This is a genomic window from Bradyrhizobium sp. CFUWI, assembly GCF_056429085.1.
Map to the genome: position 1 here is coordinate 313313 of NZ_JBWJZE010000005.1, position 21725 is coordinate 335037.

General features: G+C 64.9%; 16 protein-coding genes and 1 pseudogene. 12 read left to right on the forward strand and 5 right to left on the reverse strand.

Translation table 11 applies throughout. From position 1 onward, the window contains the following. The first annotated feature begins 108 nt into the window (after nucleotides 1-108). The 4 genes from urtE to AC066S_RS14050 all read left to right on the forward strand — a co-directional run bounded on the left by urtE (nucleotide 109) and on the right by AC066S_RS14050 (nucleotide 3716). Nucleotides 109-798 carry an urea ABC transporter ATP-binding subunit UrtE gene (urtE, locus tag AC066S_RS14035; RefSeq protein ID WP_126257146.1) on the forward strand — a complete coding sequence of 230 codons (690 nt, stop codon included), beginning with the start codon at nucleotides 109-111 and terminating at the stop codon, nucleotides 796-798. Nucleotides 799-826: 28 nt separating this feature from the next. Further along, complete coding sequence (gene fmdA, locus AC066S_RS14040) at nucleotides 827-2056, forward strand: formamidase (RefSeq protein ID WP_028133835.1); 1230 nt, start codon at nucleotides 827-829, stop codon at nucleotides 2054-2056. A gap of 196 nt (nucleotides 2057-2252) precedes the next feature. Then, on the forward strand, nucleotides 2253-2630 hold the full coding sequence (locus AC066S_RS14045) for an FmdB family zinc ribbon protein (protein ID WP_126257147.1): 378 nt from the start codon (nucleotides 2253-2255) through the stop codon (nucleotides 2628-2630). A 45-nt stretch (nucleotides 2631-2675) separates the two neighbouring features. After that, a complete protein-coding gene (locus AC066S_RS14050) occupies nucleotides 2676-3716 on the forward strand; it encodes an aliphatic amidase (RefSeq protein ID WP_478269961.1) in 1041 nt (346 codons plus the stop codon). 1 nt (nucleotide 3717) lies between these two features. Here the strand turns inward: AC066S_RS14050 and AC066S_RS14055 are convergent, their stop codons facing one another. The 4 genes and pseudogenes from AC066S_RS14055 to AC066S_RS14070 form a co-directional block, all read right to left on the reverse strand. Next, nucleotides 3718-4548 (reverse strand): MlaD family protein, encoded by an 831-nt coding sequence (locus AC066S_RS14055; protein WP_478269962.1) that lies wholly within the window; start codon nucleotides 4546-4548, stop codon nucleotides 3718-3720. Between the two features lie 96 nt (nucleotides 4549-4644). Next, a complete protein-coding gene (locus AC066S_RS14060; protein ID WP_478269963.1) occupies nucleotides 4645-6861 on the reverse strand; it encodes an acetate--CoA ligase family protein in 2217 nt (738 codons plus the stop codon). A gap of 142 nt (nucleotides 6862-7003) precedes the next feature. Then, nucleotides 7004-7564 (reverse strand): annotated as a pseudogene (locus AC066S_RS14065) (class GN sortase); the annotation flags it as partial. Between the two features lie 178 nt (nucleotides 7565-7742). Continuing rightward, nucleotides 7743-10004 (reverse strand): marine proteobacterial sortase target protein, encoded by a 2262-nt coding sequence (locus tag AC066S_RS14070; protein ID WP_478269964.1) that lies wholly within the window; start codon nucleotides 10002-10004, stop codon nucleotides 7743-7745. A gap of 187 nt (nucleotides 10005-10191) precedes the next feature. Between AC066S_RS14070 and AC066S_RS14075 the strand changes: the two genes are divergently transcribed. Further along, nucleotides 10192-10962 carry a helix-turn-helix domain-containing protein gene (locus AC066S_RS14075; RefSeq protein WP_478269965.1) on the forward strand — a complete coding sequence of 257 codons (771 nt, stop codon included), beginning with the start codon at nucleotides 10192-10194 and terminating at the stop codon, nucleotides 10960-10962. A 59-nt stretch (nucleotides 10963-11021) separates the two neighbouring features. On the opposite strand, the gene AC066S_RS14080 is transcribed toward AC066S_RS14075, so the two are convergent. After that, on the reverse strand, nucleotides 11022-12572 hold the full coding sequence (locus tag AC066S_RS14080; protein ID WP_478269966.1) for an acyl-CoA synthetase: 1551 nt from the start codon (nucleotides 12570-12572) through the stop codon (nucleotides 11022-11024). A 262-nt stretch (nucleotides 12573-12834) separates the two neighbouring features. Between AC066S_RS14080 and AC066S_RS14085 the strand changes: the two genes are divergently transcribed. The 7 genes from AC066S_RS14085 (at nucleotide 12835) to AC066S_RS14115 (ending at nucleotide 21679) form a co-directional block, all read left to right on the forward strand. Beyond that, the gene (locus tag AC066S_RS14085) at nucleotides 12835-13971 is read left to right on the forward strand and encodes an acyl-CoA dehydrogenase family protein (RefSeq protein WP_478269967.1); all 1137 of its coding nucleotides are present in this window, start codon (nucleotides 12835-12837) and stop codon (nucleotides 13969-13971) included. Nucleotides 13972-14095: 124 nt separating this feature from the next. Beyond that, nucleotides 14096-15259: an acyl-CoA dehydrogenase family protein gene (locus AC066S_RS14090; protein ID WP_135169014.1), complete on the forward strand. Its 1164-nt coding sequence runs from the start codon at nucleotides 14096-14098 to the stop codon at nucleotides 15257-15259. Next, nucleotides 15259-15915 (forward strand): glutathione S-transferase family protein, encoded by a 657-nt coding sequence (locus AC066S_RS14095; protein ID WP_478269968.1) that lies wholly within the window; start codon nucleotides 15259-15261, stop codon nucleotides 15913-15915. Before AC066S_RS14090 ends, AC066S_RS14095 begins: the two co-directional genes overlap by 1 nt. Nucleotides 15916-16108: 193 nt before the next feature. Continuing rightward, nucleotides 16109-16909 (forward strand): helix-turn-helix domain-containing protein, encoded by an 801-nt coding sequence (locus AC066S_RS14100; protein ID WP_478269969.1) that lies wholly within the window; start codon nucleotides 16109-16111, stop codon nucleotides 16907-16909. 200 nt (nucleotides 16910-17109) lie between these two features. Next, nucleotides 17110-17976: a beta-keto acid cleavage family enzyme gene (locus AC066S_RS14105; RefSeq protein WP_478269970.1), complete on the forward strand. Its 867-nt coding sequence runs from the start codon at nucleotides 17110-17112 to the stop codon at nucleotides 17974-17976. A 113-nt stretch (nucleotides 17977-18089) separates the two neighbouring features. Beyond that, nucleotides 18090-19706 carry an acyl-CoA carboxylase subunit beta gene (locus tag AC066S_RS14110; RefSeq protein ID WP_478269971.1) on the forward strand — a complete coding sequence of 539 codons (1617 nt, stop codon included), beginning with the start codon at nucleotides 18090-18092 and terminating at the stop codon, nucleotides 19704-19706. Then, entirely contained in the window at nucleotides 19703-21679 is a 1977-nt protein-coding gene (locus AC066S_RS14115; RefSeq protein ID WP_478269972.1) for an acetyl/propionyl/methylcrotonyl-CoA carboxylase subunit alpha, read from the forward strand. The genes AC066S_RS14110 and AC066S_RS14115 overlap by 4 nt, the downstream gene beginning before the upstream one ends. Nucleotides 21680-21725 lie beyond the last annotated feature (46 nt).

Here is a 21725-nt window from a genome sequence, read left to right on the forward strand (position 1 = left end):
GATGCAGACCCCTCATCCGTCGCGGACTGCGTCCGCGCCACCTTCTCCCACAAGGGAAGAAGGAAGGCGTTCGTGCCTCACCATTCACTCTGAATCAGGAACACGCTGATGCTGGCAATTTCCGATCTCCATGTTGCCTATGGCCAGAGCGAGGTGCTGCACGGGCTCAACGTCAAGGTCGCGCCCAACGAGATCGTGGCGATCATGGGCCGCAACGGCATGGGCAAGACCACGCTGATGAAGTCGCTGATGGGCATCCTGCCCGCGAGACGCGGCTCGGTGACCATGGACGGCGCCGAGCTCGGCAGCCTCAAGAGCTACGAGCGCGTCGCCAAGGGCCTCGCTTACGTGCCGCAGGGCCGCATGATCTTCTCGACCATGACGGTGAAGGAGAACATCGAGACCGGCCTCGTCGTCTCCGGTGGCTCCGAGGTGCCGGGCGACATCTACGAACTGTTCCCCGTGCTGCTGGAAATGAAGGGTCGCCGCGGCGGCAACTTGTCCGGCGGCCAGCAGCAGCAGCTCGCGATCGCGCGCGCGCTCGCAACCAAGCCGAAGGTTCTGCTGCTGGACGAGCCGACCGAAGGCATCCAGCCGTCGATCATCAAGGAGATGGCGCGCACCCTGAAGCGCATCCGCGACGAAAAGGGGCTCTCCATCGTCGTGTCCGAGCAGGTCCTGAGCTTCGCGCTCGATATCGCCGACCGCGTTCTGGTGATCGAGAACGGCGAGATCGTGCGTGACGATCCGCGCGATGCCGTCGATGCCGCGCAAGTCTCGAAATATCTGTCCGTCTAACCAACCGTAGTCAAAGGGGAGCATCTCGATGCCAGAGACACTGATCAAGGTCGATCTCACCAAATCGGCCTATGAAAATGACATGGTGCACAACCGCTGGCACCCCGACATCCCGATCGTGGCCTGGGTCAATCCCGGCGACGATTTCATCATCGAGACCTACGACTGGACCGGCGGCTTCATCAAGAACAACGATTCCGCCGACGACGTGCGCGACATCGATCTGTCGATCGTGCACTTCCTCTCCGGCCCGATCGGCGTCAAGGGCGCCGAGCCCGGCGACCTGCTCGTCGTCGATCTGCTCGACGTGGGTCCGCTCAAGGAGAGCCTGTGGGGCTTCAACGGCTTCTTCTCCAAGCAGAACGGCGGCGGCTTCCTCACCGACCATTTCCCGCTGGCGCAGAAGTCGATCTGGGACATCAAGGGCCTCTACACCTCGTCGCGCCACGTGCCCGGCGTGAACTTCGCAGGTCTCATCCATCCCGGCCTGATCGGCTGTCTACCCGATCCCAAGATGCTGGACACCTGGAACAAGCGCGAGGCCGAGCTGATCTCGACCAACCCGACCCGTGTGCCTGGCCTTGCCAACCCGCCGTTCGCGCCGACCGCCCATGGCGGCCGCGCCAAGGGCGACGTCAAGGCCAAGATCGGCGCCGAAGGTGCGCGCACCGTGCCGCCGCGCGAGCATGGCGGCAATTGCGACATCAAGGATCTCTCGCGCGGCTCCAAGATCTACTTCCCGGTCTATGTGCCTGGCGCCGGTCTTTCGATGGGCGATCTGCACTTCAGCCAGGGCGATGGCGAGATCACCTTCTGCGGCGCCATCGAAATGGCCGGCTGGCTGCACCTGAAGGTGGAAGTGATCAAGGACGGCATGTCGAAGTACGGCATCAAGAACCCGATCTTCAAGCCGTCGCCGATCACGCCGAACTACAAGGACTATCTGATCTTCGAAGGCATCTCGGTCGACGAGGCCGGCAAGCAGCACTATCTCGATGTTCACATTGCCTATCGTCAGGCCTGCCTCAACGCGATCGAGTACCTCAAGAAGTTCGGCTATTCGGGGGCGCAGGCCTATTCGATCCTCGGCACCGCGCCGTGCCAGGGCCATATCTCCGGCGTGGTCGACGTACCCAATGCCTGCGCCACGCTGTGGCTGCCGACGGAGATCTTCGACTTCGACGTGATGCCGTCGGCGGCCGGACCCATCAAGCACATCACCGGCGATATCCAGATGCCGATCTCGCCGGACAAGTGACGCTTGCGCTCCCTCTCCCCGTTCTTACGGGGAGAGGGTTGGGACGAGGGGCTATCTCCGCCTGAACGATGACAGTGAGTTTGCGGAAACTCCGTCCTCACCCGGAACGCATCTTGCGATGCGTTCCGACCTCCCCACGCAAGCGGGGCGAGGTGAAGCGGACGCTCCGCCATGACCGAACGCGAAGGGGTACACGATGCCGGTCTACGAATATCTCTGTGACGACTGCGGTCCGTTCAAGGACCTGCGCCCGATGGCGGAATGCGACGATCCGCAAAGCTGTCCGCACTGCGAGACCATGGCGCCGCGGGTGATTCTGACCGCCCCGAATTTCTTCTGCATGCCGGCCGACAAGCGCAAGGCGCATGCCGTCAACGAGCGCAGCTCGCACGCACCGCAGACGCTGGCGCAATACAAGGCCTCGCACGGCCCCGGCTGCGGCTGCTGCTCGTCGGGCAAGACGGTGAAGGACAAGGGCTCGTCGGACAAGAAGAAGCCGGCGCGGCTGATGACCAAGTCCGGAAGCGGCGCCAAGGGTTTTCCGACGGCGCGGCCCTGGATGATCAGCCACTAACGCTACACGCCAGCATCAAACAGATAAGGTACAGGAGCTCTCAACATGCTTCACGGTGACATCTCCAGCAGTAACGACACGGTCGGCGTCGCGGTCGTCAATTACAAAATGCCCCGCCTGCACACCAAGGCCGAGGTGCTCGAGAACGCCCGCAAGATCGCCGACATGATCGTCGGCATGAAGGTCGGACTGCCCGGCATGGACCTCGTGATTTTCCCGGAATATTCCACGCAAGGCATCATGTACGACTCCAAGGAGATGTACGAGACGGCCTCGGTGGTGCCGGGCGAGGAAACCGCGATCTTCGCCGAGGCCTGCCGCAAGGCCAAGGTCTGGGGCGTGTTCTCGCTGACCGGTGAGCGCCACGAGGAGCATCCGCACAAGGCGCCCTACAACACCCTGATCCTGATGAACGACAAGGGCGAGATCGTGCAGAAGTACCGCAAGATCATGCCCTGGGTGCCGATCGAGGGCTGGTATCCCGGCAATTGCACCTATGTGTCCGAGGGGCCGAAGGGACTCAAGGTCAGCCTGATCATCTGCGACGACGGCAATTATCCGGAGATCTGGCGCGACTGCGCCATGAAGGGCGCCGAGCTGATCGTGCGTTGCCAGGGCTACATGTACCCGGCCAAGGAGCAGCAGGTCATGATCTCCAAGGCGATGGCATGGGCCAACAACGTCTATGTCGCGGTCGCCAATGCCGCCGGCTTCGACGGCGTCTATTCCTATTTCGGCCATTCCGCGATCATCGGCTTCGACGGCCGCACGCTCGGCGAATGCGGCGAGGAGGATTACGGCATCCAATATGCGCAGCTTTCGAAACACCTGATCCGCGATGCGCGCCGCAACGGCCAGTCGCAGAACCATCTCTACAAGCTGGTCCACCGCGGTTACACCGGCATGATCAATTCCGGCGACAGCCCGCGCGGCGTCGCGGCGTGCCCGTATGATTTCTACAAGAACTGGATCAGGGATCCCGAAGGAACGCGCGACATGGTCGAGGCGATGACCCGCGCGACGCCGGGAACCGATGAGTGTCCGATCGACGGCATCCCAAATGAGGCGGCGGCGTCCAACTACTAGATCAGCGCTTCTGCTGTGCAGGCTTGCGCGGCGGGCGCGGGGCGGCGGCGGGTGTGGGTATCCCGCTCATCTTGTTGGCGGCTTCGCTGACATCGAGCAGTGAGCGACGGATGTCCTCGAGATAGCCCGCCGACTTCTTCTTCATGGTGTCGGCAAGCTCGTGCAATCCCTTGATCTTCTCGAACAGCTCGTCGGCCTTGCCGTCGACGAAGCCGGGCACCACGCCCTCGATCTTCGTGACCGCCTTGTCGAAGCCCGCGAAGGCGCTGTCGACCTTGGCCATCACGGAGTCGATCTCGGTGCCTTTGCTCCGCAGATCGGCGGTATAATTTTCAAACGTGCTCAGGCCCTCCTTGATTGCGGGGGCGTTGCTGACGATCGTGCGGTCGACACTATGCAGGGTCTCGACGATAGTTTCGGCGTCGCTGAGGTCGGCGGTCAGGACGGGGACGCCGTCCGAGTCCAGCGGCACCGGTGGCGCGGAGGGCGCGCCCCCGATCAGTGAGATCGCAGCGACGCCGGTGAGGCCCTGGAACTCGATGCCCGCCACAGTGTCCTTGCGGATCGGCGCGGTATTGTCGAGCATCACCAGCGCCACGATCCGGCGCGGACTCTCCAGCTTGATCGAGCGGATCTGGCCGGCCGGCACACCGTCGAAATTGACCGGGCCGCCGCGGCGCAGGCCGCTGGCGGAGCCGCCCTCGAACACCACGCGCAACTGGCTGCGGCTCTGGATGGTGCGCCATTTCTGCACGCCGAGCACGCCGCCGAACGCCACGGCGATCACCGCCAGCGTCGCCGTTCCGATCACCAGATTGCTCGCACGTGCCATATGGGGACGGTTTTACGGCCAAAACGGGGAAGTTGGAAGCAGCCCGCAATGTAAGGAGGGCGGGTTAGCGAAGCGTAACCCGCCGCCTTCTTCGCTCTAATGTCCAGCCGCACGCTTTGCCGCAGCATTGTTCAGCACGATCAGGGCATCGACGGCCACGCCGGTCCTGGTGTTGATCAGGAACGGATTGACGTCGATCGAGGCGATCCGGGCGCCGGCATCCGCGATCAAATTGGAAAGGCCGACCAGCGCCTTCACCGCGGAGGCTTCGTGCAGGGCCGGCTTGCCGCGATAGCCGCGCATCTTGATGCCGGCCTTGGTGCGGCCGATCAGGAGCCGCGCCTCGGCTTCGTCCAGGGGCGCGCCAGCGAGCGCGACGTCCTTCATCAGCTCGATGTCGATGCCACCGGTGCCGAACAGCACGACAGGCCCCATCTCGGCATCGAGCGAGGCGCCGACCACGAGCTCGAGCTCGGCCTTGACCTGCTGCGCGATCAGGATGCCGTCGAGCCTCGGCTTGCCCTTCAACCTGCTCACCCGCGCCGTGATATCGGCGAATGCCTTCTTCACCTCGGCCGCGCTGTTCAGGTTCAACACCACGCCGCCGATGTCGGACTTGTGCAGGATCTCCTCGCTGACGACCTTGGCCACGACCGGAAAGCCGATCTGCCTGGCGATCTCTACAGCTTCCGTCGCGGTCTGTGCGATCGCCTCCTTCGAGATCGGAATGCCATACGCCTTCAGGAGCTTCTTCGAGGCGACCTCGTCGAGCGCGGCGCCGCTTGCAGATCTCAGCGCCTTCTCCAGCACGGCGCGCGCGGCGGGCTTCGAGCTCGAGACGAGGTCGGGCACCTCCTTGCGCAGCTTGGCGTAGGCGAGCAGCGACTTGATCGCGGTCACCGCCCGGTCCATGCCCTGCATGACCGCGAGATGCGGCAGCGACTTGCGCAAGGATTTGGTGAACTCGGTGAAGCCGATCGACATCGCGCTGATGTAGATCACCGGCTTGCCGGCCTTGCCCGCCATCTCGTCGACGATGCGCAAATTGCGCTCCCGCAGCTCGTGCGGCGCCTTCGGCAGCTCGGCATCGACAATGACGATGTCGATATCGGGATCGTCGATCATCAGCTTGATCGACTTCATATAGACGGAGGGATCGACGACCGCGGCAAATCCGGCGTCGAGCGGATTGCCGACGATCGAGCCCGGTCCGAGCATCTTCGCCAGCTCCGAGCTGACATGCGGGCTCAGCGGCGCAAACTTCAGGCCTTCTGCGTCAAAGGCGTCGATCAGCATGCCGCGCTTGCCGCCCGACAGCGTGACGGCGGCGAACCGGTCGCCCTTGGGCACGGCCGCGTGGACGAAGCATTCGGTGGTCTCGATCAGCTCGTCGAGCCCACCGACCCGGATCACGCCTTCGCGCGTTGCAACGGCGTCGAACGTCTCGATCGAGCCCGCGAGCGCGCCGGTGTGCGCCATCGCCGCAGCGCGGCCGCCTTCGGATGCGCCGAGCTTGAGCGCGATCACGGGCTTGCTGGCGGCGCGCGCCGCCTTGCAGGCGTCGCGGAACGCCCTGGTGTTGCGTACGCCCTCGAGATAGACGACGATCACCTTGACGCTCGGATCCTCGGCGAAATAGCGCATCAGGTCCGGCGTCTCGAGTCCGGTCTCATTGCCTGTTGTCACCATGTAGCCGACACCGACGCCGCGATCCTCAAGCGCCTGACGGATCGCCATGACGATGGCACCGGACTGCCCGGCGATCGCCACCGCGCCCTGCTCCATGGTCACGACACGGTCGTCGATGTTGGTGAAGAGCTTTTCGCCGGCGCTCAGATTGCCGAGGCAGTTCGGCCCCGTGACTGCAAGTCCTGTCTCGCGCACGGCCGCCTGCAATTCGGCGGCGAGCTTTTGGCTTTCCTCGTCCTGCAGCTCGCTGAAGCCGGAGGTGACGATAGTGGCCGACCGCGCGCCGGCCGCCGCGGCGTCGCGGATCACCTGTACGGCGAAACGCGCCGGCACCAGCACCAGAACGTGATCGGGCTTCTCGGGAAGGCTCGCAAAATCCTTGTAGCAGGGGACGCCCCAGATGGCATCGCGCTTGGCGTTAACCGGATAGAGGCCGCCCCCGAAACCGTATTTGACCAGATTGTTCCAGATGCGTTCGGCATAATTGCCGGGCTTGTCGGTTGCGCCCACCAGCACGATGTTGCGCGGATGCAGCATCGCGTGGATGCCCTTGACGATGTCGCTGGCATCGGACGGTGGAGACCATGGATGGAACGCGGACGCAGCAGACACTTGGGCTTCCATGCCGTGACCTCACCTGTTGTTCTTCTTGGTCGAGCGTCACTCCGTTCTATGGCGAGTCCTTCGGACTGGCAACCACGGGGGTATGCCGTGTGGTGGAATGAGCGACGCTGCCGCGTGTCGTCGGCGCGGTGGGCGATTTGTCGGCTCCGATCAATGTCGCATGCAGGATGTAGCGCTCGGGGCCGGAGGTGACCGCGTCGAATGGCCAGCAGGTCGCGAGAACAAGCTCGAAACCTTGTGTCGTAGCGTCGATGCCCGATGCATCGAAACGAACCACGGCCGAGGAATCCGCGCGATAGCGGAAATGGCGACCGTCGCGACGTGTGACATCGATGATGTCACCAATGACGACATTGCGCAGGAAGCGGAAATGAGTGTCGCGATGGGCGGCATAGACGGCAGTCCCGCGTTCACCGGCATCGGCTGTTTGGTGGATATGGCCGGGGCCAAACGCCAGCGCCTGTCCGCTCGCGCCGTCCAGCACGATGGCGCTGGCACCGATCCGCTTGACCTCGATCCGCGCCACCGGCCAGGTGTCGGCCCACGACCACGGCTTTACCGCCTGTCCCGTCGCAATGCTTCGGTCGAACGCCCGCTCAAGCAGCATTTGGGCGAGCCATGCCTTGGCGTGGATGTAGGCGCCGTCGCCGAACAGGAAGAGGCCGATCAGGGCCAGAACCAGAGGAGATATGAGGCGGGGCATCTGCATCTCTTTGTTGGTCATTCCGGGGCGGCTCGTAGAGCCGAACCCGGAATCTCGAGATTCCGGACTCGATGCTTCGCATCGCCCCGGAATGACACCCCCAAAAAAAGACGCGCGCGGCCGTTGGTTACGGGACAGGCAGCCGCGCGCGCTAACAGAGGAGTCGGGGGCTCCTCTCTCAAGCGGCGTTGGTGAGCAATGGCCGACGCCGGTTGAACACGAACAGGAAAAGGGCGAGCACGATCAGGATCAGGCCCGCGATCATCTTCAGCTCGGCCGAGGTCGCCGTCTTGGGCAGACGGATTGAATCGGGCGCTGCGGGTGTCGGGCGCCGCATGGCCGGTGAGGTGCCCGCATCGGCATGGCGCTCGCGCAGCTGCGCCGGGATCTGCGGCCGTTCGCCGAACACCTTCTCGAAATCCCAGCCGGCCGGCAGGTTGATCGGCAATTCGCTGAGCTTGAGCAGCGCGCCTTCGGGGCGGCTCGGACTCTTGTCGACGGCGACGAGGCTGGTCAGGCGCGTGACGATCTGATGGTCGAGCGCCAGCGTCAGGATCGCCTTGTCCGCCTCCCCGGGTGCGAGCTCTCGCATGGCGCGCGCCACTTCGGCGTCACCGATCTTGCGCTTGGCCCAGAGTTTCGACAGGCCCTTGCCTTCGGCGGCATGTTGCATCGGCAGCGTCACCGACCATGGGCGGTCGCCGACGCGCCCCCTGATCTCGAGTGAGCCTGCGAGCTTGTCGAGCTTTGCCGCCAGCACCAGCGGCTCGTCGCGATAAACGTCGGGGATGATCGCCGGGGTGACGTCGGCGTTGGCCTCGGAGAACTTCGCGGTGAGACCGGTCACGGCCGGATTTTCGAGCTTGGCGAACAGGCCGCGCATGCGTTCCTCCACCTGCTCGACGGAGCCGATATGGGTAAAGGCCCCGCGGCCGAGCTCGGCGGCGCGGGTCATCAGATAGGTGTTGGGTGCCGACCCGATGCCGACCATGAAGACACGCGAGCGGCCGCGCATCGCCGTGATCGTTTCGAACAATTGCTGCTCGTTGCCGATTGCGCCGTCGGTCAGGAAGACGACCTGGCGAACCATGCCGGTGTCGCCGAGCTTGTCGGCCAGCGCTGCGCGCATCGCCGGCACCATTTCGGTGCCGCCGCGCGCCTGCAAAGCGCCCACGAACGAGGTCGCCTCGCCGACATGCGCGGCATCGGCCGGCACGGAAGCGGGAAACAACACGTCCATGGTGTCGTCGAAGCGAATGACGTTGAAGCGGTCGGTCGGCTGAAGCCGGGTAAGCGCGTAAGCGAGGCTCGCCTTGGCCTGGACCATCGACGTGCCGCCCATCGACCCCGAATTGTCGATCACGAACACGACCTCACGTGGCAGCGGCTTTGGTGTCGCCTGCTCGGCGCCGGGCGGGGTGACGAAGGCGAGCAGATAATCGGCATCGCCGACACGTTCGCGGAACAGGCCGACCGACGGCGCCTTGTCGGTGACTGGCTTCCACGTCAGCTCGAAGTCGCGGTCGGCGGGGACAGCGCCGTCGGCGAGCGTGACGATTCGTGTCGTGCTGTCCGGACTCTCGATCTTGACATTATGGTGGTGGCTCTTGACCTCGCCAAGCGCGAAGCCGGCCTTCAGGTGCACCGTGATGCTGGTCGGATTGACCGGTGCAGTCTTGGCGGGATCCAGCACGGGCGGCGAGATGCGGTCACGATCTGCTACCGGGTCCGACGTCGTCGCGCCCCAGCCCGATCCGTCGTTGCGGAAATCGACACTCTGGACGATCGGCGCCGGATTGTAGCGCGGTCCGATCACCAGCGGCAGGCGGAGCGAATATTCGTTGCCGGATTGATGCACAGGCTCCTGATATTCGATCTGCACCAGCACGGTTTCGCCAGGGCCGATATTGGCAACCGAATTGGTGAAGATGTTCGGCCGTTCCTGCTCGGTGAGCGCGGCCCTCTGACCGGCGCGGCGCGCCTCTTCGTAGATCAATCGTGCCTGCTGCCGCTCCTTGATGTCTCCCACGATGATGCGGTCGCCGACCACCATCTTCAGCGTATCGATGGCACCGCCGGTCGCGAGCGGGTAGACATAGGTCGCCTCGACCCAATCCTGGGTCGGGTTGCGGAAGGCCTGAGTGACCCGGGCGCGCAGGGTCGGGCCGGAAACCGTGATGTCGACGTCGATGCCGAGGCGGATCGGTTCCGTGATGGCGCCGCCGTCCTTCAGGAGCAGGCTTCCGGACCTGGGATCGCCGGGCTGGAGCAGGCTGGCCTGCTCGGTCGTTGCCGACCAACTCGTCCCGAAGCTGACCAGCAGGGCCACGAACGCCATCAGCATCACCGCGATGCCCTGCGCGAGAAGAAGCAATCCGAGCTTGATCAGCCCTTTCAACATGGGGTGCTCGTCGTCGTCGGCTGTGTCGTAGGTGTCCATTTGGCCTGCTCCCGAAAGGGCGTTTGCTGGCTCCGAGCATTCGTCGGGAGCGGCCGCTTTCGCGAGCAGAATGATCGGCAATGTTCCGCCACGGCCGGCCGGGTGCGCCGTGGCCGGGGTGACCATGTGCGGTTTTGTGCTGGTTTGTCCGGCCTGCTAGAATGGCCGTGCTGGAGCAGGGCCAACGATGCAGATGCAGGACAAGGTTTCCGACAAGCAGCTTTCGGACGAGCAGAGCCGCGAGATCGCTGACACCATTCGCGAGGAGCTCGCCAGACGCAGGATTTCCCGGCAGGCGCTGGCCGAGCAGGCCAAGCTCAGCCTCTCGACGCTGGAGAAGGTGCTCGGCGGACGACGGCCGTTCACCCTGGCGACGACGGTGCGGCTGGAGCAGGCACTGGGCGTATCCTTACGCAAAAGCCCCGTCGTGCCGGCGTCTCAGGCCGCCAACGATGTCGCTCCCGACAGCCTCGGCTCCTATGCGCATCGCGCCGTGACCTGGCTCGAGGACGTCTACATCACGTTGCGGCCGTCCTTCGGCGACAAGGACGCGATTTTCGCCTACCGCACCGAGATCATCTGGGAGCGGAAAGTCTCTTCTCTGGTCTTCCGCGAGGGCGATCGAACCGATGCCGCCTACGAGCATACCGGCGAGGTCGCCGTTCCCCATCAATCAGGCTTCGTCTACCTCGTCATCATCAAGCACGGCCAACATCGCGTGATCACGGTGTCGCGGCCGACGGTCGCCGGCGAGATGTACGGCATCATCTCGACGCTCCGTGCAGGCCCTGGTTCGCAGCTCACGCCGATCGCGGCACCGATCGCCTACGTGCCGCTCAGGAACGTCCCGCAGCCATCCTTGGGGCGGGTTGCGCCCAACGATGCCAACCACGCCCTGTATCGAAAGCATCTGCGCCGCACGGTGGAAGAGCCTTTTGCGCTGTTCCTGACGCAATAGTCCGCGATCGACCGGCCGGCGTGCCGGAAAGATAAAAGCGTCCGCCAAGGGCGCTGTGGTCAGGCGTTGGCGACTTTCCTGTCGACCTCGGAAGAGACCGAGAATTCCTTGCGCAAGGTCGGCTTGTGGATCTTGCCGGTGGCGTTGCGCGGCAATGCGTCGACGAAGCGGATCTGACGCGGGCATTTGAAACGCGCCAGATTGGCCGCGCAATGCGCCAAGACGTCGGCCTCAGTGAGCTTCTGGCCAGGCTTGACCGCGACGATGGCAAGGCCGACCTCGCCCCATTGCGGATCCGGGATGCCGATCACGGCAGCTTCGGCGACGGCACTGAGCTGATGCAGGACGTTCTCGACCTCGGCCGGATAGACGTTCTCGCCGCCGGAAATGTACATGTCCTTCCAGCGGTCGACGATGTAGTAGAAGCCCTCCTCGTCGACGCGGGTCGCATCGCCGGTGTGCAGCCAGCCGTCGGTGAAGGAGGTCTTGTTCGCTTCCGGCCTGTTCCAATAGCCGGGCGTGATGTTGGGTCCCTTCACCCAGAGCTCGCCAAGTTCGCCGACGTCGGCATCGCTGCCGTCCGGCCGGACGATGCGCACCTCCGTATGCAGCACCGGCTTGCCGGCGGAGCCGGCCTTGCGCGCGGCATCCTCGCGATCGAGCACCAAGACGGCCGGCGAGGTCTCGGTCATGCCGTAGCCCTGCTGAAGCGCAACGCCGCGCGCTTCCCAGACCTTGAGCAGCGGCACCGGCATCGGAGCGCCGCCGACACCGCCGACGATCAGCCGGCTGAGGTCGGTGGTCGCGAAGGCCGGGTGCTGCGCCATGAATTGGTAGATCGCCGGCACGCCGAAGAACACGTTGATGCCCTGCGCGGGATCGTTGATCAGGCCGAGCGCCGTGCCGGGATCGAAGGCGCGCATGATCATCACGGTGCCGCCGGCGTGCAGCACCGGATTGGTGTAGCAATTGAGACCGCCGGTGTGGAACAGCGGCAGCACGGTGAGCAGCACCGAGGCCGGCCCGATGCAGGCGGGGCCGCCGAGATTGACGCAGTTCCAGAAGGTCATGCCATGGGTGATGGTCGCGCCCTTCGGATGGCCCGTCGTGCCCGATGTGTACATGATGGTCGAGACGTCATCGAGCGTGACCTCTTCAGCGCGGTCGAGCGGCTTTGCGGCGGCGATGCCGGCCTCGTAGGATCCGCCCGGGCCGAGCAGCAGGCTGGTCGCGACACCGCAGCGCTTGGCGACGGCAAGTGCCGTCTCGGCGAGATCGGTGTCGTGGATCATCACCTTCGGCGCGCAATCGCCGGTGATGAACTGAAGCTCGGGAACGGTGAGGCGGGTATTCAGCGGCACGAAGATCGCACCCAGGCGACCGCAGGCGAACTGGACCTCCAGCGTGTCAGTCGTGTTCAGCGCCAGCACCGCGACGCGGTCGCCGCGCGAGACGTTCAACGTGTGGCGCAGGAACGAGGCGAGGCGCGAGACACGGGCATCGAGCTGCGAATAGGTGAAGCGGCGTTCGCTCGCGAGGTCGATCACCGCGACCTTGTTCGGTGTGCGGCGGCCATGATGGACGATCCAGTCGTAATAGCGAACGGCCAAGAATTCCTCCCTCGGCGGTCGGTGCCGCCCTCCTGCTTGCTGCCCGTGCGCGATGCCCGGCGTGGCGTTGGCGCCAGCCGGAGTCTGTGCAGCAACGTTTTTTTGAGCCGAGTTAGCCAGTGCGGGACGAAAATCGTCTTGCGTGGAGTTGCTGGGTGATAGGCTGCGGTGGAGCTGCTCCCATGGTCAGCCACTCCGCGCAAGTGAATGGCAAATGTTCCAGCCATGGTGGACCAGCGAATCCGCCAACAGGGCGAGACCAATGAAGAGCCCGTTCTATACCGCCGAGCACGACGCCTTTCGCGACGTCATGCACCGCTTCGTCGAGAAGGAGATCACGCCGTTCGCCCATGAATGGGACGAGGCCGGCGAATTTCCCCGCGCGCTCTATCGCAAGGCGGCCGAGATCGGCCTGTTGGGCCTCGGATTTCCCGAGGAATATGGCGGCATCGCTGCCGATCAGTTCATGAAGATCGTCGCGAGCCAGGAGCTGGCGCGGGCCGGCGCCGGTGGCGTCAGTGCCAGCCTGATGAGCCACACCATCGGCTCGCCGCCGATCGCGCGCGCGGCGCGGCCTGAGGTGAAGGCGCGGGTGCTGCCGCAGGTGCTGTCCGGCGAGAAGATCTCCGCGCTCGCGATCACCGAGCCGAGCGGTGGTTCCGACGTCGCGGGCCTCCGCACCAGGGCACGGCGCGACGGCGATCACTACGTCGTGAGCGGCGAGAAGACCTTCATTACCTCAGGCATGCGCGCCGATTATCTGACCGTTGCCGTGCGTACCGGCGGTGAGGGCGCCGGTGGAGTCAGCCTGCTCCTGATTGAAGGCGACACGCCGGGCCTGTCGCGCACCAAGCTGAAGAAGATGGGATGGTGGGCCTCCGACACCGCGACGCTGCATTTCGACGAATGCCGCGTGCCAGCCGAAAACCTGATCGGCGAGGAGGGGCAGGGCTTCAAGATCATCATGCAGAATTTCAACAGCGAGCGCATGGGCATGGCGGCAGGCTGCACCGCCTTCGCCCGGGTCTGCCTCGACGAGGCCATCGCCTATGCCAAGGAGCGCAAGACCTTTGGCAAGCCGCTCGCCCAGCATCAGGTGATCAGGCACAAGATCGTCGACATGGCGCAGAAGGTGGCAGCCTCGCAGGCAATGCTTGAGATGCTGGCCTGGCGGCTCGAGCAGGGCGAGAGCCCGGTTGCGGAAATCTGCATGATGAAGAACCAGGCGACGCAGACCATGGCGTTCTGTGCCTCCGAAGCCGTACAGATATTCGGTGGCGCCGGCTTCATGCGCGGCATCAAGGCCGAGCGCATCTACCGTGAGGTCAAGGTCAACGCCATCGGCGGCGGTACCGAGGAGATCATGAAGGATCTGGCGTCACGGCAGATGGGGTTGTGACGGACGCCGTCATTCCGGGGCGACGCGGAAGCGTCGAGCCCGGAATCCATCGGGCCGCACGCACTGTAGAGAAATGGATTCCGGGTTCGCGCTTCGCGCGCCCCGGAATGACGAAGAGGATAAAATGCTATTCACCGCCGACCACGACGACATTCGCCGCAGCTTGCAGAAATTCATCGCGGGCGAGATCAATCCTCATGTCGATGAATGGGAGAAGGCCGACATCTTCCCGGCGCACGAGCTGTTCAAGAAGATGGGCAGCCTCGGCTTCCTCGGCCTGAACAAGCCGGTCGAGTTCGGCGGCTCCGGCCTCGATTATTCCTATGCGCTGATGATGGCGGAGGAGCTCGGGGCCATCACCTGCGGCGGCGTGCCGATGGCGATCGGGGTGCAGACCGACATGGCGACGCCGGCGCTGGCGCGCTTCGGTTCGGACGAGGTGCGCCGCGAGTTTCTGGCACCCTCGATCTCGGGCGATTTCGTCGCCTGCATCGGCGTCTCCGAGCCCGGCGCGGGCTCCGACGTCGCGTCGATCAAGACGCAGGCCCGCTCGGACGGCGACGATTACGTCATCAATGGCGGCAAGATGTGGATCACCAATGGCACCCAGGCCGACTGGATCTGTCTGCTCGCCAACACCGGCGACGGGCCCGTTCACCGCAACAAGTCGCTGATCTGCGTGCCCATGAAGAGCAAGGGCGTCACGGTCGCCCGCAAGCTCGACAAGTTGGGCATGCGTTCCTCCGACACGGCGCAGATCTTCTTCGACAACGTCCGCGTCCCCAAGCGCAACCGGATCGGCGAGGAGGGCAAGGGCTTCACCTACCAGATGATCCAGTTCCAGGAGGAGCGGCTCTGGGGCGCGGCGGCCTGCCTGAAGGCGCATGAATACATCATCGACCAGACCATCGAATACACGCGCAACCGCAGGGCCTTTGGTCAGAGCATCCTCGACAACCAGGTCGTGCACTTCAAGCTCGCGGAGATGCAGACCGAGGTCGAGCTGCTGCGCGCGCTGATCTATCGGGCCGGCGAGCAGCTGGTCGCCGGCGAGGACGTGACGCGGCTCGCGACCATGGCCAAGCTGAAGGCCGGCCGGCTCGGCCGCGAGCTCACCGACGCCTGCTTGCAATATTGGGGCGGGATGGGCTTTACCAACGAGACGCCGGTCAGCCGCGCCTATCGCGACAGCCGCCTGACCTCGATCGGCGGCGGTGCCGACGAGGTCATGCTGATGGTCCTGTGCAAGATGATGGGCACGCTGCCGGGGAGCAAAGGAAACGCCTGATGATCACGCTCTATCATTGCGACGCCGCGCGCTCGTTTCGTCCGCTCTGGATGCTGGAGGAGATGGGGCTGCCCTATGAGCTGAAGATGCTGCCGTTCCCGCCGCGCGTCTTCGCCAAGGAATATCTCGCGCTCAATCCGCTCGGCACGATTCCCTTCATGGTCGACGGCGAGACCAGGATGACCGAATCCTCCGGCATCTGCCACTATCTCGGCGTCAAATACGGCCCGACGTCGCTGATGGTCGGACCGGAGGATCCCGCCTATGGCGCCTTCCTGAACTGGATGTATTTCAGCGATGCCACGTTAACCTTTCCGCAGACGCTGGTGCTGCGATACACCCAGCTCGAGCCGGAGGAGCGCCGCAACCCGCAAGTCGCCACCGACTACGCAAAATGGTTCTTGGGGAGACTGCGCGCCGTCGAGGCAGCGACGGCGAATGCCGAAACATTGTGCGCGGGCCGCTTCACGGCCGCTGACATCGTCATCGGATACGCGCTCCGCCTGGCGAGCAACATCGGGCTCGCCAAGGATTTTGGGCCAAATGTCGCAGCCTATTGGGCCCGCCTGCAGCAGCGCGACGGTTTCAAGCGCGCAGTTGCTGCGGAACAGAAGGCTGGCGTCGAGCAGAATGTTGCAGCGAGGGTGAGGACGTAAGGGAGGCTGTCATTCCTGGGCGATGCGCAGCATCGAGCCCGGAATCTCGAGGTTCCTGGCTCGGTCCTGCGGGACCGCCCGGGAACGACGATGCATGTTTCATGACAGCGCTATCCTCTCGTGACAGCGGCCAAATTTCCGCTAAGGTGACCTCCGTCCGCAGCGGCCAGAGAGCCGCGCGAGGAGGAACCCAATGGAAGATAAAGGTCGCGAATCCGACCATCTGATGCTGATCACGCCGGAGCGGGTATTCTATGCCGGCCTGCTCGGGCGCCCCCGCAAGCGGACCCCCGGCTGCTGCCATGTCTATGTTGCGGTGAAGGGCAGCCTGCATCTCACGATCGACGACACGCTTGTCAGCGGCGAGCTGTTCGTCACGCTGCCGAACCAGCGCCATTCCATCGCCAGCGACTATCGCACCGTGATCAGCGTGACGCTGGAGCCGGAAAGCATGCCGGATGGCGTGATCGAGGCCTTGGCCGAGCGCCTGCGCGGGCCGGACAAAGCCGCCTATGCCCGCAAGATCCTGGCCGCTTATACGTTGCTGCGCCAGCGCCGCTATGGCGACATCACCACCGCCGAGTTCGACGAGATGTGCTTTGGCGAGGCGCTGCCGCGCCGCGTGCTCGATCCGCGCATCACGCGGGCCGTCGCCCGCATCGAGCGCTTCTCCGGCGAGCCGGTGACGGCGGATACCTGCGCCGCCGAAGCCGGACTGTCCGCCTCGCGCTTCCTGCATCTGTTCAAGGAAGAGACCGGCATCTCTTTCCGCTCCTTCCGCGCCTGGAAGCGCGCGCGGCATTTGCTGCACTTCGCCAACCAGGATCTCAACCTCGCCCATCTCGCGCAGGACATCGGCTATCCCGACTCCACCCATTTCAGCCACTCGATCCGCCGCTTCTACGGATTGAAGCCGCGCGCGATCTTCGTCGGCTCGCGCGATCTTGCGATCTATCGCAGCACCGAGACGGTGCGGCTCGCGGAGGCGGGCTAGCACCGCTCTTGTAGGGTGGGCAAAGCGAAGCGTGCCCACGACTTTCGTGGGGTGTGGAGAGATGGTGGGCACGGCGCAAGAGCGCCTTTGCCCACCCTACGGTTTCTCGTCCTGTATTCAGCTTCTCCGCGCAAGAAGCCGCATGCCACCCATCACATGATCGCAAACGTTGAATTCTCAACGTGCGAGATATTGTTGGCATGAGCGACAAGGCCGTCATCACCTGCGCGCTGAACGGCGTGCTCACCGACCCCAAGCAGCACAACGTGCCTGTGACGCCGGAGCAGATGGCACGGGAGGCCAGGGCTGCGTTCGAGGCCGGCGCGTCCGTCATGCACATCCATCTGCGGCAGCAGGCGCCGGGCAAGGGCCACCTGCCGTCCTGGGAGGTGAGCGTCAGCAGGGAGATTCAGCAGGCCATCCGCGAAGCCTGCCCCGGCGTCATCATCAATCATACCTCGGGCGTGTCAGGGCCGAACTACTCCGGCGCGCTCGACTGCATCCGCGAGACCAAGCCGGAGATCGCCGCCTGCAACGCCGGCTCGCTCAATTACCTGAAGGTGAAGGCCGACAACACCTGGGCCTGGCCGCCGATGATGTTCGACAACGCGGTCGAGAAGGTGAAGGACTATCTCGACGTCATGAACGCGGTCGGCACCATCCCCGAGTTCGAGTGCTTCGATGTCGGCATCGTCCGCTGCGTCGGCATGTACCACCAGGTCGGCATGTACAGGGGACCGCTCGAATATAATCTCGTGATGGGCGTTGCCTCCGGCATGCCTGCCGATCCCGAGCTGCTGCCGATCCTGATCAAGCTGAAGCGCCCTGAGGCGCATTTCCAGGTCACCGCGATCGGCCGCGAGGAGATCTGGCCGCTGCACCAGCGCTGCGCCGAGCTCGGCGGGCACTTGCGCACGGGGCTCGAGGATACGTTCTATCTTGCCGACGGCACGAAGGTGACCTCGAACGGCCAGTTGATCGAGGCGATCGCCGCCTGTGCAAGGCGTGCGGGCCGCGAGATCGCGAGCCCGGCCGAGGCGCGGAAGATCTTTGGGACGAACAGGTAAGGTATCGCCTCACCCGTCATTGCGAGCGAAGCGAAGCAATCCAGAATCTCCCTCGGATGCAGTCTGGATTGCTTCGTCGCTTCGCTCCTCGCAATGACGAGCAGGATCAAGTCATGTCTGTCATCGAAAACACCGTTTCCCCCGGCAGCGCCGCCTACCACGCCAACCGCGACGGCATGCTCGCTTTGATCGACCGCATGCGCGCATTGGAGGAGCGCACGCGTGCCGCATCTGCCGCTGCAAAGGATCGCTTCCACAAGCGCGGCCAGTTGCTGCCGCGCGAGCGCGTCGCGCTGGTGCTCGATCCCGGCGCGCCCTTCATCGAGCTGTCCACGCTGGCAGGCTACATGTTCGACGTGCCGGACGCGAGCAAGAGCGTGCCCGGTGGCGGCGTCATCGCCGGCATCGGCTTCGTCTCGGGCGTCCGCTGCATGGTCAGCGCCAGCGATTCCGGCATCGATGCCGGCGCGCTGCAGCCCTTCGGCCTCGACAAGACGCTGCGCGTGCAGGAGCTCGCGCTGGAGAACAAGCTGCCCTACGTGCAGCTCGTTGAAAGCGCCGGCGCCAATCTCTTGCGCTACCGCGTCGAGGACTTCGTCCGCGGCGGCAACATCTTTCGCAATCTGGCGCGGCTGTCGGCGGCCGGCCTGCCTGTCGTCACCGTCACGCACGGCTCGTCCACGGCGGGCGGCGCTTATCAGACCGGCTTGTCCGATTACATCGTGATGGTCCGCGGCCGCACCCGCGCCTTTCTCGCGGGGCCGCCGCTGCTGAAGGCCGCGACCGGCGAGATTGCGACCGAGGAAGAGCTCGGCGGCGCCGAGATGCACACGCAGGTGTCCGGTCTTGGTGATTACCTCGCCGAGGACGACCGCGACGCGCTGCGCATCGCGCGTGAGATCTTGGCAGCGCTGGAATGGGAGCGGCCGGGGCGGGCGGCTCCGGAGTTCAAGCCGCCGCGCTATGATCAGGACGAGCTGCTCGGCATCATGCCGATGGACCACAAGCGCCCGGTCGACATGAAGCAGGTGATCGCGCGCATCGTCGACGATTCCGATTTCACCGAGATGGCGCCCAGCTACGGCCCGGCCACGGTCTGCGGCCACGCCCGCATCGAGGGACAGGCGATCGGCATCATCACCAACAACGGTCCGCTCGATCCCGCCGGCGCCAACAAGGCGACGCATTTCATCCAGGCCTGCTGCCAGACCCGCACGCCGCTGCTCTATCTCAACAACACCACCGGCTACATGGTCGGCAAGGCCTATGAAGAAGCCGGCATGATCAAGCACGGCTCGAAGATGATCCAGGCGGTCACCTCGGCGACGGTGCCGCAGATCACCATCTATTGCGGCGCCTCGTTCGGCGCCGGCAATTACGGCATGTGCGGCCGTGGCTTCCATCCGCGCTTCTGCTTCTCCTGGCCCAATGCCAAGACGGCCGTGATGGGCGGCGAGCAGGCCGCCGAGACCATGGCGATCGTGACCGAGGCCGCCGCCGCCCGCCGCGGCAAGCCGATCGAGAAGGACAAGCTGGACGCGATGAAGGCGCAGATCGTCGGCGTGTTCGACGGCCAGATGGACGTGTTCTCGACCAGCGCGCGCGTGCTCGACGACGGCGTGATCGATCCGCGCGACACCCGTGCGGTGCTGTCCGAAGTGCTCGCAATCTGCCGCGAGGGCGATGCGCGCGTACCCCAGCGGATGCAGTTTTCGGTGGCCCGCCCATGAGGAACGGATCAGTGCAGCACCGGCCGTTCTTCAAGGTCCTTGTGGCCAATCGCGGCGAGATCGCACTACGCGTGATGCGTAGCGCGCGGCGGCTCGGCCTTGGCGTGGTTGCGGTCTATTCGGATGCGGATCGCGATGCGTTCCATGTCAAGCACGCCGATCAGGCCGTGCGCATCGGCGAAGCCTTGCCGGCGCAGTCTTACCTCAACATTCCCGCGATCATTGCAGCGGCCAAGGCGAGCGGTGCCGATGCCGTCCACCCCGGCTACGGTTTCCTGGCCGAAAACGAGGAGTTTGCGCAAGCCTGCAAGGATGCCGGCCTGGTCTTCATCGGGCCGTCGCCGCAGGCGATCGAGGCGATGGGCAACAAGGCCGGTGCCAAGGAAATCATGACGAAGGCCGGCGTTCCCGTCGTGCCCGGCTATCAGGGCACTGAGCAGGGCGACGAAATCATGCTTGCGGAGGCCAGGAGGATCGGCTTCCCGGTCATGATCAAGGCCGTCGCCGGCGGCGGCGGCCGCGGCATGCGGCTCGTCACTGAAGCGGCCTCGTTCCCGGATGCGCTGCGCAGCGCGCGGTCGGAAGCCAAGGCCGCGTTCGGCGATCCCACAATCATCCTCGAGCGCGCGATCCAAAATCCCCGGCACATCGAGATCCAGGTGTTCGGTGACAGCCACGGCAACGCCATTCATCTCGGCGAGCGCGACTGCTCGGTGCAGCGTCGCCACCAGAAGCTGATCGAGGAGGCGCCGTCGCCCGCGGTCACGCCGGAGCTGCGCGCCAGGATGGGCGAGGTTGCGGTCGCTGCGGTGAAGGCGCTGCATTACGAAGGCGCCGGCACGCTGGAATTCCTGCTCGATGCGAGCGGCGAGTTCTACTTCATGGAGATGAACACGCGTCTTCAGGTCGAGCATCCCGTGACCGAGGCGATCACCGGGCTCGATCTCGTCGAGCTGCAGCTGCGCGTCGCGCGCGGCGAGCCGTTGCCGCTGAAGCAACGGGACATCACGTTTTCCGGCCATGCCATCGAGGTGCGGCTGTGCTCGGAAGATGCGGCGCACGACTTCATGCCGCAATCCGGCCGCATGGCGCGCTGGCAGGTGCCGGACCGCATCCGCGTCGAGCACGCGCTGCGATCGGGCACGGAGATCCCCCCGTTCTACGATTCCATGATCGCCAAGGTCATCAGCCATGGCACCACGCGCGAGGAGGCGAGGGGGCGGCTGATCGTTGGCCTCGAGCAGCTCACGGCGTTCGGCGTGACCACCAATCAGGCGTTCCTGATGTCGTGTCTGCGTCACCCCGGCTTTGCCAGGGGCGAGGCGACGACGGCTTTCATCGATGCGCACCGCGACGAATTGCTGGCGCCGCGGCCAGAGGCGGCATTCGATACGGCGCTGGCAGGCCTGCTGCTCTACGTCACCAATCCGCGCGCGCCGTCCTGGCAAAGTGGCCGGAGCCTGTCGGCAACGTTCCCGCTTCCCGCGAAGATCGAGATCGCCGGCCAAACGTTGGAGCTCGAGATCACGCGCGAACGCGACGGCGGCTATACCGTGGCCACCGACGGCCGCCAGGACAAATTCGAGATCGAGCAGCTCGCCGCTGACGCCATCCGCTTTCGCCACGACGGCGTGATGGACAGCGCCAAATTCCTTCGCGACGGCGATCGGCTCCACCTTCAGCATCGCGGTATCCCGCTTGCGGTGGTTGATCTCACCCTGGCTGCGCCGAAGGCCGCCGCAAGCAATGGCGGAGACGGCAAGGTCCGCGCGGCCCTGAATGGCCGCGTCGTCGCCGTTCTGGTCAAGCCGGGCGACCGGGTTGCCGCCGGCCAGCCGGTGATGACGCTGGAAGCGATGAAGATGGAGCACGTCCACAAGGCCGGCATCGACGGCGTTGTCACGGCGATCGACGTCGCCGAGGGCGATCAGGTGACCACGGGCAGGATCGTGGCGGAGATCGGGGCGGGGTAGCGTCGCAAACGGCGGTCTCGTAGGGTGGGCAAAGGCGCGAAGCGCC

Bases quoted from the DNA above. Each gene is read 5' to 3' on its own strand.
- urtE (WP_126257146.1), top strand. From the start codon at position 109: ATGCTGGCAATTTCCGATCTCCATGTTGCCTATGGCCAGAGCGAGGTG.
- fmdA (WP_028133835.1), top strand. From the start codon at position 827: ATGCCAGAGACACTGATCAAGGTCGATCTCACCAAATCGGCCTATGAA.
- AC066S_RS14045 (WP_126257147.1), top strand. From the start codon at position 2,253: ATGCCGGTCTACGAATATCTCTGTGACGACTGCGGTCCGTTCAAGGAC.
- AC066S_RS14050 (WP_478269961.1), top strand. From the start codon at position 2,676: ATGCTTCACGGTGACATCTCCAGCAGTAACGACACGGTCGGCGTCGCG.
- AC066S_RS14055 (WP_478269962.1), bottom strand. From the start codon at position 4,548: ATGGCACGTGCGAGCAATCTGGTGATCGGAACGGCGACGCTGGCGGTG.
- AC066S_RS14060 (WP_478269963.1), bottom strand. From the start codon at position 6,861: ATGGAAGCCCAAGTGTCTGCTGCGTCCGCGTTCCATCCATGGTCTCCA.
- AC066S_RS14070 (WP_478269964.1), bottom strand. From the start codon at position 10,004: ATGGACACCTACGACACAGCCGACGACGACGAGCACCCCATGTTGAAA.
- AC066S_RS14075 (WP_478269965.1), top strand. From the start codon at position 10,192: ATGCAGATGCAGGACAAGGTTTCCGACAAGCAGCTTTCGGACGAGCAG.
- AC066S_RS14085 (WP_478269967.1), top strand. From the start codon at position 12,835: ATGAAGAGCCCGTTCTATACCGCCGAGCACGACGCCTTTCGCGACGTC.
- AC066S_RS14090 (WP_135169014.1), top strand. From the start codon at position 14,096: ATGCTATTCACCGCCGACCACGACGACATTCGCCGCAGCTTGCAGAAA.
- AC066S_RS14095 (WP_478269968.1), top strand. From the start codon at position 15,259: ATGATCACGCTCTATCATTGCGACGCCGCGCGCTCGTTTCGTCCGCTC.
- AC066S_RS14100 (WP_478269969.1), top strand. From the start codon at position 16,109: ATGGAAGATAAAGGTCGCGAATCCGACCATCTGATGCTGATCACGCCG.
- AC066S_RS14105 (WP_478269970.1), top strand. From the start codon at position 17,110: ATGAGCGACAAGGCCGTCATCACCTGCGCGCTGAACGGCGTGCTCACC.
- AC066S_RS14110 (WP_478269971.1), top strand. From the start codon at position 18,090: ATGTCTGTCATCGAAAACACCGTTTCCCCCGGCAGCGCCGCCTACCAC.
- AC066S_RS14115 (WP_478269972.1), top strand. From the start codon at position 19,703: ATGAGGAACGGATCAGTGCAGCACCGGCCGTTCTTCAAGGTCCTTGTG.